Raw genomic sequence first — 14,081 nt, 5'->3', positions numbered from 1 at the left:
GGCGGCATGACAACGCCTTCCATCCCCACAGGACACACCCCGCAACGCCCCCGCATCGTCATCATCGGCTGCGGCTTTGGCGGCCTCGAAGCGGCCCGGGCACTGCAGGGTGCGGCGGTGGACGTGACCCTGGTGGACAAGACCAACCACCACCTTTTCCAGCCCCTGCTCTACCAGGTGGCCACGGCCGGGCTGTCGGCCCCGGCGATTGCGGCGCCCATCCGCCACCTGTTTCGCCGCCAGTCCAATGTGACCACCTTGCTGGGCGAGGTCACATGCATCGATGTGGCCCGGCGCGACGTGCACCTCGCGGACGGGAGCCACCTCCCCTACGACCACCTCATCGTCGCCGCAGGCGCCACCCACAGCTACTTCGGCCGCGACGACTGGGCGGCCTACGCCCCCGGCCTCAAGACCCTGGACGACGCGTTCGAGATCCGCCGCCGCGTGCTGCTGGCCTTCGAAGCCGCCGAGAAAGAGCCCGACCCGGCGCGCCGCGCAGACTGGCTCAACTTTGTGGTCGTGGGCGCAGGCCCCACGGGCGTGGAGATGGCGGGCACCTTGGCCGAGATCGCGCGCCACACGCTGCCCGGCGAGTTCCGCCACATCGATCCGGCCAGCGCAAAAATCATCCTGCTCGAAGGCGGCGCCCGTGTGCTGCAGGCCATGCCCGAGGCTCTGAGCCAGCGCGCCAAGGAACAGCTCGAGAAACTGGGCGTGGACGTGCGCCTGAACGCCCGCGTGACGGCCATCGACGCGCAGGGTTTGAGGGTCGAATCGGCCTCTCCCGCGCAACCATCAAACCCCAACAGCTATCAAATAAATAGCAAATGCATTGTCTGGGCGGCGGGTGTGGCCGCCTCCCCCTTGGGCCGCCACCTGGCCGAGGCCACCGGCGCCACCACCGACCGCGCAGGCCGCGTGGTGGTTGCGCCCGACCTGGCCCTGCCCGGCCACCCCGAGATCAGCGTGATCGGCGACCTGGCTGCTGCCAAAAGCCACAGGCCCGGCCACGAACCCACCCCCGTGCCCGGCGTATCGCCCGGCGCCAAGCAGATGGGCCGCGCAACGGCCGCCAACATCCTGCGCCGACTGGCCGGGCAGCCCACCCAGCCGTTTCGTTACCGCGACTACGGCAACCTGGCCACCATCGGCCGCAACTCGGCCGTGGTGGACCTCACCTCGCCCGCCGGGCCGGTGCGGTTTTCAGGCTACTTTGCCTGGCTGTTCTGGCTGTTTGCGCACGTGTATTTCCTCATCGGCTTTCGCAACCGCCTGGTGGTGCTGCTGGACTGGGCCTGGGCGTACTGGAGCTTTGCGCGCTATGCACGGGTGGTGACGGGGATCGAGGGGGGACCGCACCAGCCTCCCGCCCCCTCTTCGGCAAAGCCGCCCGGCTGAGCCCCCGACCTACCGCCCCACCTGCTCCACCCACTCCGCCAGCTCCTGCGCCACACGGCCCGAGGCCTCGGCCAGTGCCGCCACACCACCCGCCGCATCCGCAGAGCGTGCGGGCTGCTGGGCGATGAACACGCGCTGGCCGCGCAGGGATTCGCCTGCCGGGGTCAGTTCGACCACGGTGGCGCGCAGGCGCACCACGCCGCTGCTCTCGGTGGGGCGGGCGAACAGGTGGCTGAATTCCTCCAGCTCCACGCGCAGCACCAGCGGCAGCTTGCCGCCCTGGGCCGGGTCGCGGGCCTGGGCGGCGCCGTCGTCGGCTTTCAGGATGGCGCGGCGCTGGCCCAGCTGTTCGCGCAGGCGCTGCTGCACCAGCTGGGCGGGCGGCTGGCTCCAGCGGGCCTGGCTGTAGGGGCGCAGCTGCTGGCCGTCGGCATAGGCCAGGCGGTAGAGCACGGCGTTGCTGCCCTCGGGCAGGCCGGTGGCCTCCACGTCGGCCAGGGCCAGCGGCGGCAAGGGCGCACGGCGGTCGGTGGGCGCCGGGGCCACGGCGCCGGGACCAAAGTCGTACAGCGCCGGGCGCGCGGGTGGGGCGGGCAGGGCCGAGCAGCCCGCCAGAATCAAGCAAAAAATGCCGCTTACGCCTGCTGCATATGACCTTTTAGCTATATTTTTCATAGTACCCATCCATTTCTCAGTGACCCATGCCACGCCCGCCTCGCCGTCATCGCGCGCAACGGGCGCGGCACATCCCAGTGCACCCGTGGAACTGGCTTCGCCAGGCCACCGGGTGCGTCCCCCTCCCGAAGGAAAGGGGCTGAGGGCCGCGGCTCCAAGTCTGCCTGCGCAGGCTTGGACGGCCCCGAAGGGTTGCCTCCTCTGGTGGCTGCACGGAGGCTCCGCAGGCGACTCAGGGGGTGCTTCATCTCAAGGCGCAAACCCGGCCTCGCCCGGGCCGGGCGGGACACGGCCCGAGCCGTAGATGAACAGCTGCGGGTTGTCAGTGATGCCCCCGGCCGCGCGCCCCAGCTGGCGGGCGGCGCGCGAGGTGTCGTCGGCGGCTCGGTTCACGCGGGGCAGCGTGGTGTTGCTGAACTGGTCGGCCGCGCGGGCGAGCGACTGGGTGCCGAGGGTGATCTGGTCGATGGCGCCGCCTTCGGCGTTGAGGCGCTGGGTGGTCTTGCCCAGATCTGCCGCCAGGGCCGACACCCCGGCGCCCGCCTGCTGCAGTGACTGCAGGGTCTGGCGCGCGTCGCTGGCCAGAGGCGGCAGCGCGGCCAGGGCCGGGTCCAGGCGCTGGGTCACAGTGGCATCCAGCCGCTGAGTCAGGGTGTTGACGCTGCCCGCAGCCTGGCCAATGTTCGACAGCGCCTCCGTGAGTTTTTGCTGGTTGCCATCACCCAGCAGCTGGTTGATGCGGCGCGTGGCCTCTTCCACCTGAGTGAGGATGGCGGGGGCCTGCTCGGCCAGCTTGCCAAAGGGCGAGGGCTTGAGTGGCAGGCGCGGCAGGCCGCTGGGGCCAGGGGGCAGTTCGGGGTAGGGCTTTTCGGCGTCGTCGAGCAGGACATGGGCCAGCCCCGTGACGCCCTGGTAGCCCAGCACCGCAAAGGTGGTGGGGCTGATGGGCGCCTGCTCGTTGACGGCGATGCGGATCAGCACATTGCCGGTGACCTGCGGGTCAAAGCCGATGCGGGTGACCTTGCCCACGGCCACGCCTTTGTAGCGCACGGCGGCCTGGGGCTGCAGGCCGCTCACGCCGTCGCGGGTGGAGAGTTCGTACTGCTCGTAGTTGGCGTTGTCGCGGGTGAGCCAGACGGCCAGGCCCGCCAGCATGGCGGCCACCACCAGCACAAAGATGCCGGCAGCGAGGGCGTGGGATTTGTTTTCCATCAGCGGGGTTCCTTTGCGGGCGTGGGCGCGACGGCGGGCTCCACGGATTGCACCGGGGCCATGGCACGCTGGCCACGTTCGCCCAGGAAGAAATGTTCGATGAACGGGTGCCTGAAATGCGCCACCTCGTGGGGCGGGCCGGTGACGATGACCTTTTTATCGGCCAGCACGGCCACGCGAGTGCTGAGCGCAAACAGCGTATCCAGGTCGTGCGTGACCATCACCACCGTCAGCCCCAATGCCGCGCGCAGCTCGCGCAGCAGGGCACAGAAATCGTCGGAGCTGCTCGGGTCGAGCCCCGCCGTGGGCTCGTCGAGCAACAGCAGCGGCGGGTCCATGATGAGCGCGCGCGCCAGCGACACGCGCTTGACCATGCCGCCCGACAGGTCGGCCGGCATGCGCGTGGCGTGCTCGGGCTTGAGGCCGACCATCTGCAGCTTGACCAGGGCGGCATCGCGCACCAGCTCATCGGGCAAGGTGCCCTGCTCGCGCAGCGCAAAGGCCACGTTGTCGAGCACGTTGAAGGCAGAGAACAGCGCGCCATGCTGGAACAGCATGCCCACCCGGCTGGCCGCGCCCTCGCGCCCCATCTCCGACGCGGGGCGGCCCAGCACCGTGACGCTGCCGCGCGCAGGCCGGGCCAGGCCCAGGATCTGGCGCAGCAGCACCGTCTTGCCCGTGCCCGAGCCCCCCACCAGCGACAGCATCTCTCCACGCTGCACGCTGAAGTTCAGGTCCTGGTGCACGGTGAAGGTTTCGCTGCCCTTGCCAAACTGCGACCACAGGCCACGCACGTCCACAATGGGCGGCTCGTGCGCGGCGACGGGGATGTGCTCGGGAAGCGCGGTACGGGCCGTCATCATCAGATACCAATGTTTTTGAAGGCGACCGCAAACAGTGCGTCCACGATGATCACCATGGTGATGGACGACACCACCGAGGCCGTCGTGCCCTCGCCCAGGCTTTGTGTATTGGGCTTGACGCGCAGGCCCCAGTGGCAGCCGATGAGGGCGATGAACGCCCCAAACACCACCGACTTGGCCATGGCCAGCCCGAGGTTGCCCACCTTCACGGCGGCGGGCAGTGCCTGCACAAAGTACGACGGCGAGATATCCATGGCAATGTCGGCCGCCAGCATGCCGCCCGCCAGCGCGGCCAGCGTGGTCCACACGCTGATGAGCGGCATGGCCAGCGCCAGCGCCAGCGTGCGTGGCATCACCAGCCGGAAACCGTGCGGGATGCCCATCACGCGCATGGCGTCCAGCTCTTCGGTCACGCGCATCACGCCGATCTGGGCCGTGATGGCCGAGCCCGAACGCCCTGCCACCAGGATGGCAGCGAGCATTGGGCCCAGCTCGCGGATCAGCGAAATGCCCAGGATGTTGACGATGAAGGACTCGGCACCAAACTGCCGCAGCTGCAAGCTCATGAGGTAGGCCAGCACCACACCGATCAAAAAACCCACCAGCGCCGTGATGGGCAGCGCCGTGGCGCCCATGCGGTACAGGTGGCCGGACACATCGCGCCACGGCCCCTTGCGCGGGGCGCGCGCCAGGCGCACGAGGTCCAGCACCAGCTGGCCCACCATCTCCAGCAGGTGGCGGGCATGGTCCACACCATGCAGCACCAGCACGCCCAGGTGGTCGATCTGGTCTCCCAGGCGCCAGGGCTCGGGCGGGGGGGCCATGCAGGTGAACTGCGCCACGCGCGACAGCATGGTGCGCTGGCCCTCGGTGCAGGCCAGCTGTGCGGGCCAGGCGTGCTGCCAGTGGTTCCACAGCAGCTGCGCGCCCACATGGTCCAGCCACTGCAGCTCCCGCAGGTCCCAGCCCAGGGCAGGCTCTGCAGGGCAGCCGCGCAACTGCTCGGACACGGCCTCCCACTGCGACTCGGAACCCAGCTCGGCCGCGCCCCAGCGCCCGCGCAGCTGCGCACATGGCCCCTGGGGCGTCTCGGTGCGAACAATGCGGGGGGTGTGGTCGGTCATGGGCCGGGCTGCGCAAGCAGCCAGAGGTAGGTGACAGTCAAGAAGCAGCAAGGAAGAGGGTGCATGGTAGCGGACCCCACCCTGCCCGCCCCACCGGGCAAGCGGGCGCCAAGCACAGGCCAGCCCCGATGGCATGTAATTATTATCAAAACAGGGCCCAGCGCGCTACCAGCAAACCCCAACAGCTACCAAATATGTAGCAACCCGCACACACCCTATCGACAGGGCTTGGGCGATCCGCACAATGGCCCACCGTTACAACCCCCTCATTGCCCGCCCCTTCACCCATGAGCGACACCACGTTTGACACCATCATCATCGGCGGGGGCACGGCCGGTGCCCTGCTCGCCAACCGCCTGAGCGCCGACGGCCGCCACCGCGTGCTGCTGATCGAGGCGGGCCGCAAGGACGACTACCACTGGATCCACATCCCCGTGGGCTACCTGTACTGCATCGGCAACCCGCGCACCGACTGGCTCTACAACACCGAACCCGACGCGGGCCTGAACGGCCGCACCCTGCGCTACCCGCGCGGCAAGACGCTGGGCGGCTGCAGCAGCATCAACGGCATGATCTACATGCGCGGCCAGGCGCGCGACTACGACCAGTGGGCCGAGCTGACCGGCGACGCCAGCTGGCGCTGGGACAACGCCCTGCCCTACTTCCGCCGCCACGAAGACCACTGGCGCCTGGACCAGCCCGGGGGTGTGAACGAAAATTTCAAACGCCTGCACGGCAACAAGGCCACCGGCAGCACCGGCGAGTGGCGGGTGGAAAAACAGCGCCTGCGCTGGGACGTGCTCGACGCCTTTGCCCACGCCGCGCAGCAGGCCGGCATCCCCGCCACCGACGACTTCAACAGTGGCAGCAACGAAGGCGTGGGCTACTTCGAGGTCAACCAGAAGAGCGGCTGGCGCTGGAACACCGCCAAGGCCTTTTTGCGGCCCACCTGCTATGGCCGCCCCAACTTCGAGATGTGGACCAGTGCACAGGCCTCCAAGCTCATACTCGAAACCCAGCCCGACGGCAGCCAGCGCTGCACCGGTGTGCTGGTGTGGGACGGCCAGGAGATGGTCACCGCCCGCGCCACGGGCGAGGTGATCCTGAGCGCGGGCGCGGTCAACTCGCCCCAGCTGCTGCAGCTGTCGGGCATCGGACCCGCCGCATTGCTGCGCCAGCACGGCGTGGAGGTGAAGGTGGACCTGCCCGGCGTGGGTGCCAACCTGCAAGACCACCTGCAGATCCGCGCAGTGTTCAAGGTGCAGGGCGTGCAGACGCTCAACACCATGGCCAGCTCGCTGGTCGGCAAGGCCAAGATCGGGCTTGAATACGCGCTCAAGCGCAGCGGGCCCATGAGCATGGCGCCCTCGCAGCTGGGCGCGTTCACCCGCAGCAGCCCCGACCAGCCCTACCCGAACATCGAATACCACGTGCAGCCGCTGTCGCTGGATGCGTTTGGCGAGCCGCTGCACAGCTTTCCGGCCTTTACCGCCAGCGTGTGCAACCTCAACCCCACGAGCCGGGGCACGGTGAATATCAAGAGCGCCGACTTCAAGGCCGCCCCCGCCATTGCGCCCAACTACCTCAGCACGCCCGAAGACCGCCAGGTGGCGGCCGACAGCCTGCGTGTGACGCGCCGCATCGTGGCCCAGCCCGCGCTGGCCAGGTACCAGCCGCAAGAGTGGAAGCCCGGCGTGCAGTTTGAAAGCGACGAAGACCTGGCACGCCTGGCGGGCGACATTGCCACCACCATCTTCCACCCCGTGGGCACCACCAAGATGGGCCGCGACGGCGACCCGATGGCCGTGCTGGACGCGCAGCTGCGCGTGCGCGACGGGCGCGGCGGCGTGGTGGCCGGCCTGCGCGTGGTGGATGCGGGCGCCATGCCCACCATCACCAGCGGCAACACCAACTCGCCCACGCTGATGATGGCGGAGAAAGCGGCGGAGTGGATCATCGCCGCGCGGAAGGCCTGACCCTCAAGGGATCGCGCAAGCCCGGTCAGCGGATGCCGCCCACGTAGCGCGGCACTTCGGGCGGAGGCGGTGGTGGAGCGAGGCGCTGGCGCACCGCCTGCGCGGCCACATCCAGCAAGGGCTTGCGCGCTGCGGGCGCAGGTTCCTGGTGCACGGCGTGGTCGAGCCGGTCGGCCCACTCGGCCAGCTCGGGCACGTTGTCCTCCTGCGCACGCAGGCGCGCAAAGCGCACGATCTCCAGCGCGTACTCGGCATTGGCCGCCATCCATTCGGTGTCGGTCACGCGCCCCGTCTTGCGGCGCAGCAGCACGTGCAGATGGGCGGCAATGGCAAGCTTGTCGGAATCGGGCATGGTCGGCTCCTTACGGCATTTCAGTCATCTAGGGAACTGTGGGTCACCCCCCAAGGTGCTCGCGGTGCTGGGCGATGTCGAGCCCGGTCTGCTCGCTTTGTTCGTCCACCCGCAGGCCCATCGCAAAGTTGACAAGCCACAGCAGCGCGGCCGTCACCACCAGGCTGTAGGCCATCACGGCGCCCACACCAATGGCCTGGGTGAGCAGGCTGCCCGGCACACCACCCACCGTGCGACTGGCCAGCACGCCCGTGAGCAGCGAGCCCACGATGCCGCCAATGCCATGCACGCCAAATACGTCCAGTGAGTCGTCCACCCGCAGCAGACGCTTGAGCCCCGTGGCGCCCCAGTAGCAGGCCAGCCCGGCCACCAGGCCAATCACCACGGCCGAGCGCAGCGTGACAAAACCGGCAGCGGGTGTGATGGCCACCAGCCCCGCCACCAGACCGGAGCACAGCCCCAGCAGCGACGGGCGTCCACGCACCACCCATTCGCCCAGCATCCACGCCAGCGCCCCGGCCGCAGCGGCCAGGTGCGTCACCGCCATGGCCAGCCCGGCACGCCCGTCGGCGGCCACGGCCGAACCCGCGTTGAAGCCGAACCAGCCCACCCACAACAGGCCCGCGCCCGCCATGGTGAGCCCCAGGCTGTAGGGCTCAAAGGGCTCGCGGCCGTAGCCCGTGCGGCGGCCCAGGAACCAGGCGCACACCAGCCCGGCCACGCCCGCATTCACGTGCACCACCGAGCCGCCTGCAAAGTCGAGCGCGCCCATCTGGGCCAGCCAGCCACCGGGCTCCCACACCCAGTGCGCCACCGGGGCGTAGACCACCAGGGTCCACAGGCCGATGAAAACCAGCATGGCCGAAAACCGCATGCGTTCCACCAGCGCACCCACCAGCAACGCGGCGGTGATGATGGCAAACGTGAGCTGGAACATGGCGTACACCGATTCGGGGATGTGGGGCGCCACATGGCTCACGGCGAGCTTGCCGCCCACCAGGTCAAAGTCCAGCCCCGCAAAGCCCGCGCGCTCCCAGCCCCCCAGCCAGGCATTGCCGGGCGTGAAGGCGAGGGAGTACCCTGCCGCAAACCACAGCAGGCTCACCAGTGCCGCAATCGCCACCACGCTAGCCATGGTGTTGAGCACGTTCTTCTTGCGCACCATGCCTGCATAGAACAGCGCAATGCCCGGCAGAGTCATGAGCAGCACCAGCGCGGTGGAGGTCATCATCCAGCCGGTGTGGGCGGCATTCACGGTGTCCTGCGCGGCCAGGGATGGCCGCGTGAGTGCCACCGCCGCAGCTGCCGGGGCCACCCCACCGGCCACTGCCTCGGGCGGGCTCTGCGCCAGCGCACTGGCATACAGCCCCAGACACAACCCCACAACCGCCACGAACCGGTGCAAGACTCCCCGCATGAAGGCTCCCTTTCGCAATTTGTTACAGCGCATTGCACGAGCCATGCCAGGCGGCGCCCCCCGTTTCGGGGCCCGCACCGGGCCACGCGCCCAACAAAGGGGGGCGGGAAACCCCCAATGCACCACCGGGGTGCAGCCGTTACAGTTGCGGCACTCGAAAGCGCGCTTCGGTGTGCCAAGCGAGGGGCCCGAGGAGACACTCTTTCTACCAACAACCCAATTCAAAGCACCCAACGAGGTGCATCACTTTCCAGGCGCTGGCGATCCCAGCGCCTTTTTCTTGCCTGTTCGAAAAGTGACCCAGGCGCCCAGCGCGCAAATTCAGTCCTGAATTGATAGCACTCCAGGTGCGAAAATAGCGCCATGGAATGGATTTTGATGACCCTGGCCTCGCTGCTCGCAGGCTTTGTGGATGCGATCGTGGGGGGTGGGGGGCTGGTGATGGTGCCCGCATTGTTTGCAGCGTTTCCGGGGGCGCCACCGGCCACCCTGCTGGGCACCAACAAGGCGGCGTCCGTGTGGGGCACGGCCATGGCCACCTGGCAATACAGCCGCCGCGTGCAGATCCGCTGGCAGGCCATGTTGCCCGCTGCGGCCGCCGGTTTTGCGGGGTCGTTTGCGGGCGCCTGGGCCGTCACGGTGATCTCGGCCGACTTCCTGCGCAAGCTGCTGCCCCTGGTGCTGCTGGCCGTGCTGGTCTACACCCTGGCCAAAAAGGAACTGGGCCGGCACCACACCCCACGTTTTGCGGGCCGCACCGAAGTGCTGGTGGCCGGGCTGATCGGCGTGCTCATCGGGTTTTATGACGGCTTCTTCGGCCCGGGCACTGGCAGCTTCTTTGTGTTCCTGTTCGTGCGGCTGCTGGGCTACGACTTCCTGAACGCCTCGGCATCGGCCAAGCTGCTCAACTGCGCCACCAACATCGCGGCCATCGTGCTGTTTGCGGCCAAGGGCCACGTGTGGTGGCACTTTGCCGTGACGCTGGCCGTGGCCAACGTCGCAGGCAGCCTGCTGGGCACCCACATGGCGCTCAAGCATGGCACCGGCTTTGTGCGCGGCATCTTCATCCTGGTGGTGAGCACGCTGATCCTGAAGACGGGCTACGACGCGTTCTTGCGCTGACACCGGGCCCGAAAACTGCTCCTGAAAGTTTGGGAGCCCCGTCTAAACCTGTTGTGAATAGGCACACAAGCGCGCGCTGGGGGTTGTCCGCAGTGTCAAGGAAAAAATTCGCATCTTTATAATCGTGTCCATTTGATGACGGCAGGCTTCGCCATTGGCGATGACCCTGTTCTTGTTCCCCGAGCCTCCGGCCTGCTTACCCGCATGCCGGATTTTTTGTACCTGAAATACCCCGTACAGGACCCATCCCATGAAATTGTTCAAGGCTGTCGCCACCGCCCTCGCGCTTTGCGCCGCATTCGCCGCCCAGGCCCGGACACTGGACGAGGTGAAGAAGGACGGCAAGATCCTCATCGCCACCGAAGGGCAGTTCGCCCCGTTCAATTTCTTCAACGGCACCACGCTGACCGGCTTTGAAGTGGAAGTGGCCGAACTCGTGGCCAAGAAGATGGGCCTGACCATCCAGTGGAAGACGCTGGGCTTCGACGCCCTGCTGACCGGCCTGCGCCAGGACCGCTGGGACCTCGTGATCGCCTCGCACGGCATCACCGAAGAGCGCGCCAAGGCCGTGACCTTCACCGAGCCCCACTACTGCTCGGGCGGCATGATCATCGCCATGGACCCCGCCATCAAGGGCGCCAAGGACCTGGCCGGCAAGATCGTGGCCGTGCAGACCGGCACCAGCTACCTCGAGAACGTGCAGAAGGTCTCGTCCATCAAGGAAATGAAGAACTTCCCCACCGACGTGGATGCCCGCAGCGCCCTGAACTCGCGCCGCGTGGACGCCTGGGTGACCGACCGCTTCGTGGCCAAGGCCGTGGCCGAGAAGAACCCCGGCGCGGGCTTCAAGCTCGGCGACATGCTGTTCATCGAGCGCATTGCTGCCGCCGTGGCCAAGGGCAACAGCTCGCTGGCCGCTGGCTGGAACAAGGCCCTGGCCGAAGTCATGGCCGATGGCAGCTACGCCGCACTGTCCAAGAAGTATTTCAACGAAGACGTGCGCTGCCAGTAAGCGGCACGCCCGGGATATTTCTTCATGCTCACTGCCTTTTGGCCGCAGCGCTGGTCCCGCCAGCAGCGCAGCAACGCCACGCTCGTCTCCGCCGTCATCCTGATGGTGCTGGCGCTGGCGCTGCTGGGCCAGCTGCTCTCCTTCCTGCCCGAGCCCATTGGCTCCAACGCCCAGGCTTTTTCTGACGGCGCGCGCACCACGCTGTGGCTCACGCTGATCAGCGGCAGCGTCGGACTGGTGCTGGGCACCGGCGCGGCCCTGGCGCGCACCGCACGCTGGGCGGTGGTGCGCTGGGCAGCCAGCTTCTACATCTGGGTCATCCGGGGCACGCCCCTCCTGGTGCAGATCCTGTTTGTGTACTTCGCGCTGCCGGTGCTGGTGCCGGGGCTGAATTTGCCCGACTTTGCCGCCGCCGTGCTGGCCCTGGGCCTGAACGTGGGCGCCTACAACGCCGAGGCCATCCGCGCCGGGCTGCTGGCCGTGCCGCGCGGCCAGACCGAGGCCGCCAAGGCCCTGGGCCTAGGCCGCATGCATGTCTTTTTTGACGTGGTGTTCCCCCAGGCGTTCAAGATCTCGCTGCCGCCACTGGTAAGCAACTTTGTGGCGCTGCTCAAGGACTCGTCGCTGGCCTATGCGATTGGCGTGGTGGAGCTGACCAACGTGGGCAACCGCATCCAGTCGGCCACCTTCCAGCCCATTGCCACGCTCTCCACCGTGGCCATCACCTACCTGCTGCTGACCACCCTGGTCACGCAGATCTCGAACGCAGTGGAATACCGCTTCGACGTGGAAGGCCGCAACAAATGATGACGGGCCAAGCCACTCCTTTCATCGTCGTGGACCGGGTCTGCAAGTCGTTCGGCGCCCACCAGGTGCTCAAGGACGTCTCGACCACCTTCAACACCGGCGAGGTGACCGTGATCATCGGCGCCTCGGGCTCGGGCAAGAGCACCTTGCTGCGCGCGATCAACCGGCTGGAGCCCCACGACAGCGGCACCATCACCATCGGCGGCGAGCCGGTGGGCGACGACCATCACCTGCTGCAAAAGCAGCGCAGCGAGGTCGGCATGGTGTTCCAGCAGTTCAACCTGTTCGGCCACATGAGCGTGCTGGACAACGTGACACTGGCGCCGCGCCGCATCCGCCACACGCAGCGCGCGCAGGCCAACGAGCAGGCCATGGCGCTGCTGCGCCGCGTGGGCATGCAGGACCACGCCCACAAGTACCCCTGGCAGCTCTCGGGCGGCCAGCAGCAGCGGGTGGCCATTGCACGCGCGCTGGCCATGCAACCCAAGGTGATGCTGTTCGACGAACCCACCTCGGCCCTGGACCCCGAAATGGTGCAGGAGGTGCTGGACGTGATGCGCGAGCTGGCCCGTGGCGGCATGACCATGATTGTGGTGACCCACGAAATGGGTTTTGCGCGCGAGGTGTCCGACCGCGTGATGTTCTTCGACCAGGGCCGCATCGCGCACGACGCCCCCCCTGCCGAGTTCTTCAACAACCCCGCCAACGACCGCATCCGCGCCTTCATCGGCCGCATGGGGGCCTGAGATCCAGGTCCATGCGCACCGCATAACAAAAGCCAACAACCCCTACCGGAGTGACCATGAAACTGAACCACACGTTCCTCGCCCTGATGGCCGCCGGCCTGTGCAGCCTGCCACCCGCAGCCTTTGCCCAGACCGCCAAGGATTTCGAAGACATGCGCAATGAGCTGAAGGCCCTGCGCGCCGAGCTGAACGCGCTCAAGGCCCAGGCACCGGCCGCAGCGCCCGCCGCCTCGGCATCGGGCTGGAACGACCGCATCGAAGCGGTGGAACTCAAGCAGAAGGACGCCGTGGTGCTGGGCGACATCCCTGGCAGCTTCCGCCTGCCGGGCAGCGAAACCTCGATCCGCATCTATGGCTTTGCCGAAGCCAACATGGTCAAGGACTTCAAGGGCACCGCCCCGGGCGACACCTTCACCAACCTGATGGAGCAGCCCCTGGGCAGCTCCAAGAGCGGCAAGACCAGCCTGACCGCGCAGACCTCGCGCTTTGGTTTCGAGACCTCCACGCCCACCGCCGTGGGCACCTTCAACACCAAGATCGAAGCCGACTTTTATGCCTACTGCGGCGCCGAGTGCAACCGCAACCGCCTGCGCCTGCGCCATGCCTACGGCGAATACGCGGGCTGGCTGATCGGCCAGACCTGGTCCACCTTCATGGACACGGACAACCTGCCTGAGACCGTGGACTTCAACGGCCCGCCCGGCGCCACGTTCCGCCGCCCCACGCAGATCCGCTACACCTACAACAACCCCAGCCTCGCCAAGTTCCAGTTCGCCGTGGAAGAGCCCACGGACGGCGCGCGCAGCCCCAACCTGGTGGCCCGCGTGGACAAGGCCTATGACTGGGGCAACGTGAACGCCCGCCTGCTGTCGCACGAGCAACGCGTCTCGGGCGTGTCCAAGCGCGGCACCGGCTTTGGCCTGGGCGCGGGCTACAAGATCACCGGCACCACCACGCTGATGGCGCAGTACACGCGCCTGGACGGTGATGGCGACGGCGCCTACCTGGTGGGCACCAACTACCCGGTGCTGGACGGCGGCACGGTGCGCCTGGACAAGTCGCACGGCCTGGTGCTGGGCCTGTCCAACGTGTTCAGCGAAAAACTGCGCGGCACCGTATCGCTGGGCCTGGTGCGCTCGCGCAACCACCTGGGCGACGCCTACGTGAACGCCTATGGCGCCGAAGGCAACCACAAACTCTACCAATGGCATGCCGGCATGTACTACCTGCCGATCAAGAACGTGGAACTGGGCGGCGAGTTGATCGGTGGCCGCCGCACGACGTTCGACGGCCAGCAGGGCGACATGCTGCGCCTGAACCTGCAGGCCCGTTATCTCTTCAACTAAGCCTTCGCCGCGTTGAAGCAGGCTGGCC

13 protein-coding genes are annotated in these 14,081 nt (G+C 67.7%); 7 read left to right on the top strand and 6 right to left on the bottom strand.

Features of this window, described 5'->3' with window-relative positions:
- Positions 1–6: 6 nt before the first annotated feature.
- The gene (locus tag CBY09_RS13835; protein WP_094290168.1) at positions 7–1,401 is read left to right on the top strand and encodes an NAD(P)/FAD-dependent oxidoreductase; all 1,395 of its coding nucleotides are present in this window, start codon (positions 7–9) and stop codon (positions 1,399–1,401) included.
- A 9-nt stretch (positions 1,402–1,410) separates the two neighbouring features.
- Here CBY09_RS13835 and CBY09_RS13830 read toward each other — a convergent pair whose 3' ends face one another.
- The 4 genes from CBY09_RS13830 to CBY09_RS13815 form a co-directional block, all read right to left on the bottom strand.
- Positions 1,411–2,085: an ABC-type transport auxiliary lipoprotein family protein gene (locus CBY09_RS13830; RefSeq protein ID WP_094290167.1), complete on the bottom strand. Its 675-nt coding sequence runs from the start codon at positions 2,083–2,085 to the stop codon at positions 1,411–1,413.
- A 240-nt stretch (positions 2,086–2,325) separates the two neighbouring features.
- Positions 2,326–3,288 (bottom strand): MlaD family protein, encoded by a 963-nt coding sequence (locus CBY09_RS13825; protein WP_094290166.1) that lies wholly within the window; start codon positions 3,286–3,288, stop codon positions 2,326–2,328.
- Entirely contained in the window at positions 3,288–4,148 is an 861-nt protein-coding gene (locus CBY09_RS13820) for an ABC transporter ATP-binding protein (RefSeq protein WP_094290165.1), read from the bottom strand. Before CBY09_RS13820 ends, CBY09_RS13825 begins: the two co-directional genes overlap by 1 nt.
- Positions 4,149–4,150: 2 nt before the next feature.
- A complete protein-coding gene (locus CBY09_RS13815; protein WP_094290164.1) occupies positions 4,151–5,275 on the bottom strand; it encodes an MlaE family ABC transporter permease in 1,125 nt (374 codons plus the stop codon).
- A 287-nt stretch (positions 5,276–5,562) separates the two neighbouring features.
- On the opposite strand from CBY09_RS13815, the gene CBY09_RS13810 reads away from it, so the two are divergent.
- Entirely contained in the window at positions 5,563–7,251 is a 1,689-nt protein-coding gene (locus CBY09_RS13810) for a GMC family oxidoreductase (RefSeq protein ID WP_094290163.1), read from the top strand.
- Positions 7,252–7,276: 25 nt separating this feature from the next.
- Here CBY09_RS13810 and CBY09_RS13805 read toward each other — a convergent pair whose 3' ends face one another.
- Both CBY09_RS13805 and CBY09_RS13800 read right to left on the bottom strand, forming a co-directional pair.
- Entirely contained in the window at positions 7,277–7,603 is a 327-nt protein-coding gene (locus tag CBY09_RS13805; RefSeq protein ID WP_094290162.1) for a hypothetical protein, read from the bottom strand.
- A gap of 43 nt (positions 7,604–7,646) precedes the next feature.
- Positions 7,647–9,020, bottom strand: coding sequence for an ammonium transporter (locus CBY09_RS13800; RefSeq protein ID WP_094290161.1), 1,374 nt, complete (start codon positions 9,018–9,020; stop codon positions 7,647–7,649).
- Positions 9,021–9,383: 363 nt separating this feature from the next.
- Between CBY09_RS13800 and CBY09_RS13795 the strand changes: the two genes are divergently transcribed.
- The 5 genes from CBY09_RS13795 (at position 9,384) to CBY09_RS13775 (ending at position 14,053) form a co-directional block, all read left to right on the top strand.
- On the top strand, positions 9,384–10,142 hold the full coding sequence (locus CBY09_RS13795) for a sulfite exporter TauE/SafE family protein (protein ID WP_094290160.1): 759 nt from the start codon (positions 9,384–9,386) through the stop codon (positions 10,140–10,142).
- Positions 10,143–10,392: 250 nt separating this feature from the next.
- Positions 10,393–11,154 (top strand): ABC transporter substrate-binding protein, encoded by a 762-nt coding sequence (locus CBY09_RS13790; protein ID WP_094290159.1) that lies wholly within the window; start codon positions 10,393–10,395, stop codon positions 11,152–11,154.
- A 24-nt stretch (positions 11,155–11,178) separates the two neighbouring features.
- Positions 11,179–11,961, top strand: coding sequence for an amino acid ABC transporter permease (locus CBY09_RS13785; RefSeq protein WP_063460968.1), 783 nt, complete (start codon positions 11,179–11,181; stop codon positions 11,959–11,961).
- The gene (locus CBY09_RS13780; protein ID WP_094290158.1) at positions 11,961–12,707 is read left to right on the top strand and encodes an amino acid ABC transporter ATP-binding protein; all 747 of its coding nucleotides are present in this window, start codon (positions 11,961–11,963) and stop codon (positions 12,705–12,707) included. The genes CBY09_RS13785 and CBY09_RS13780 overlap by 1 nt, the downstream gene beginning before the upstream one ends.
- A 56-nt stretch (positions 12,708–12,763) precedes the next feature.
- A complete protein-coding gene (locus tag CBY09_RS13775) occupies positions 12,764–14,053 on the top strand; it encodes a DcaP family trimeric outer membrane transporter (RefSeq protein WP_094290157.1) in 1,290 nt (429 codons plus the stop codon).
- Positions 14,054–14,081 lie beyond the last annotated feature (28 nt).

Source organism: Acidovorax kalamii, assembly GCF_002245625.1.
In the GTDB taxonomy this organism is placed as follows: domain Bacteria; phylum Pseudomonadota; class Gammaproteobacteria; order Burkholderiales; family Burkholderiaceae_C; genus Acidovorax; species Acidovorax kalamii.
Note: the sequence above shows the minus strand (reverse complement) of the source record. Positions and strands in the feature narration are given on the sequence as shown.

What these genes read in the sequence shown, in the direction of transcription:
- CBY09_RS13835 (WP_094290168.1), top strand. Translation starts at nt 7, where the DNA reads ATGACAACGCCTTCCATCCCCACAGGACACACCCCGCAACGCCCCCGC.
- CBY09_RS13830 (WP_094290167.1), bottom strand. Translation starts at nt 2,085, where the DNA reads ATGGGTACTATGAAAAATATAGCTAAAAGGTCATATGCAGCAGGCGTA.
- CBY09_RS13825 (WP_094290166.1), bottom strand. Translation starts at nt 3,288, where the DNA reads ATGGAAAACAAATCCCACGCCCTCGCTGCCGGCATCTTTGTGCTGGTG.
- CBY09_RS13820 (WP_094290165.1), bottom strand. Translation starts at nt 4,148, where the DNA reads ATGACGGCCCGTACCGCGCTTCCCGAGCACATCCCCGTCGCCGCGCAC.
- CBY09_RS13815 (WP_094290164.1), bottom strand. Translation starts at nt 5,275, where the DNA reads ATGACCGACCACACCCCCCGCATTGTTCGCACCGAGACGCCCCAGGGG.
- CBY09_RS13810 (WP_094290163.1), top strand. Translation starts at nt 5,563, where the DNA reads ATGAGCGACACCACGTTTGACACCATCATCATCGGCGGGGGCACGGCC.
- CBY09_RS13805 (WP_094290162.1), bottom strand. Translation starts at nt 7,603, where the DNA reads ATGCCCGATTCCGACAAGCTTGCCATTGCCGCCCATCTGCACGTGCTG.
- CBY09_RS13800 (WP_094290161.1), bottom strand. Translation starts at nt 9,020, where the DNA reads ATGCGGGGAGTCTTGCACCGGTTCGTGGCGGTTGTGGGGTTGTGTCTG.
- CBY09_RS13795 (WP_094290160.1), top strand. Translation starts at nt 9,384, where the DNA reads ATGGAATGGATTTTGATGACCCTGGCCTCGCTGCTCGCAGGCTTTGTG.
- CBY09_RS13790 (WP_094290159.1), top strand. Translation starts at nt 10,393, where the DNA reads ATGAAATTGTTCAAGGCTGTCGCCACCGCCCTCGCGCTTTGCGCCGCA.
- CBY09_RS13785 (WP_063460968.1), top strand. Translation starts at nt 11,179, where the DNA reads ATGCTCACTGCCTTTTGGCCGCAGCGCTGGTCCCGCCAGCAGCGCAGC.
- CBY09_RS13780 (WP_094290158.1), top strand. Translation starts at nt 11,961, where the DNA reads ATGACGGGCCAAGCCACTCCTTTCATCGTCGTGGACCGGGTCTGCAAG.
- CBY09_RS13775 (WP_094290157.1), top strand. Translation starts at nt 12,764, where the DNA reads ATGAAACTGAACCACACGTTCCTCGCCCTGATGGCCGCCGGCCTGTGC.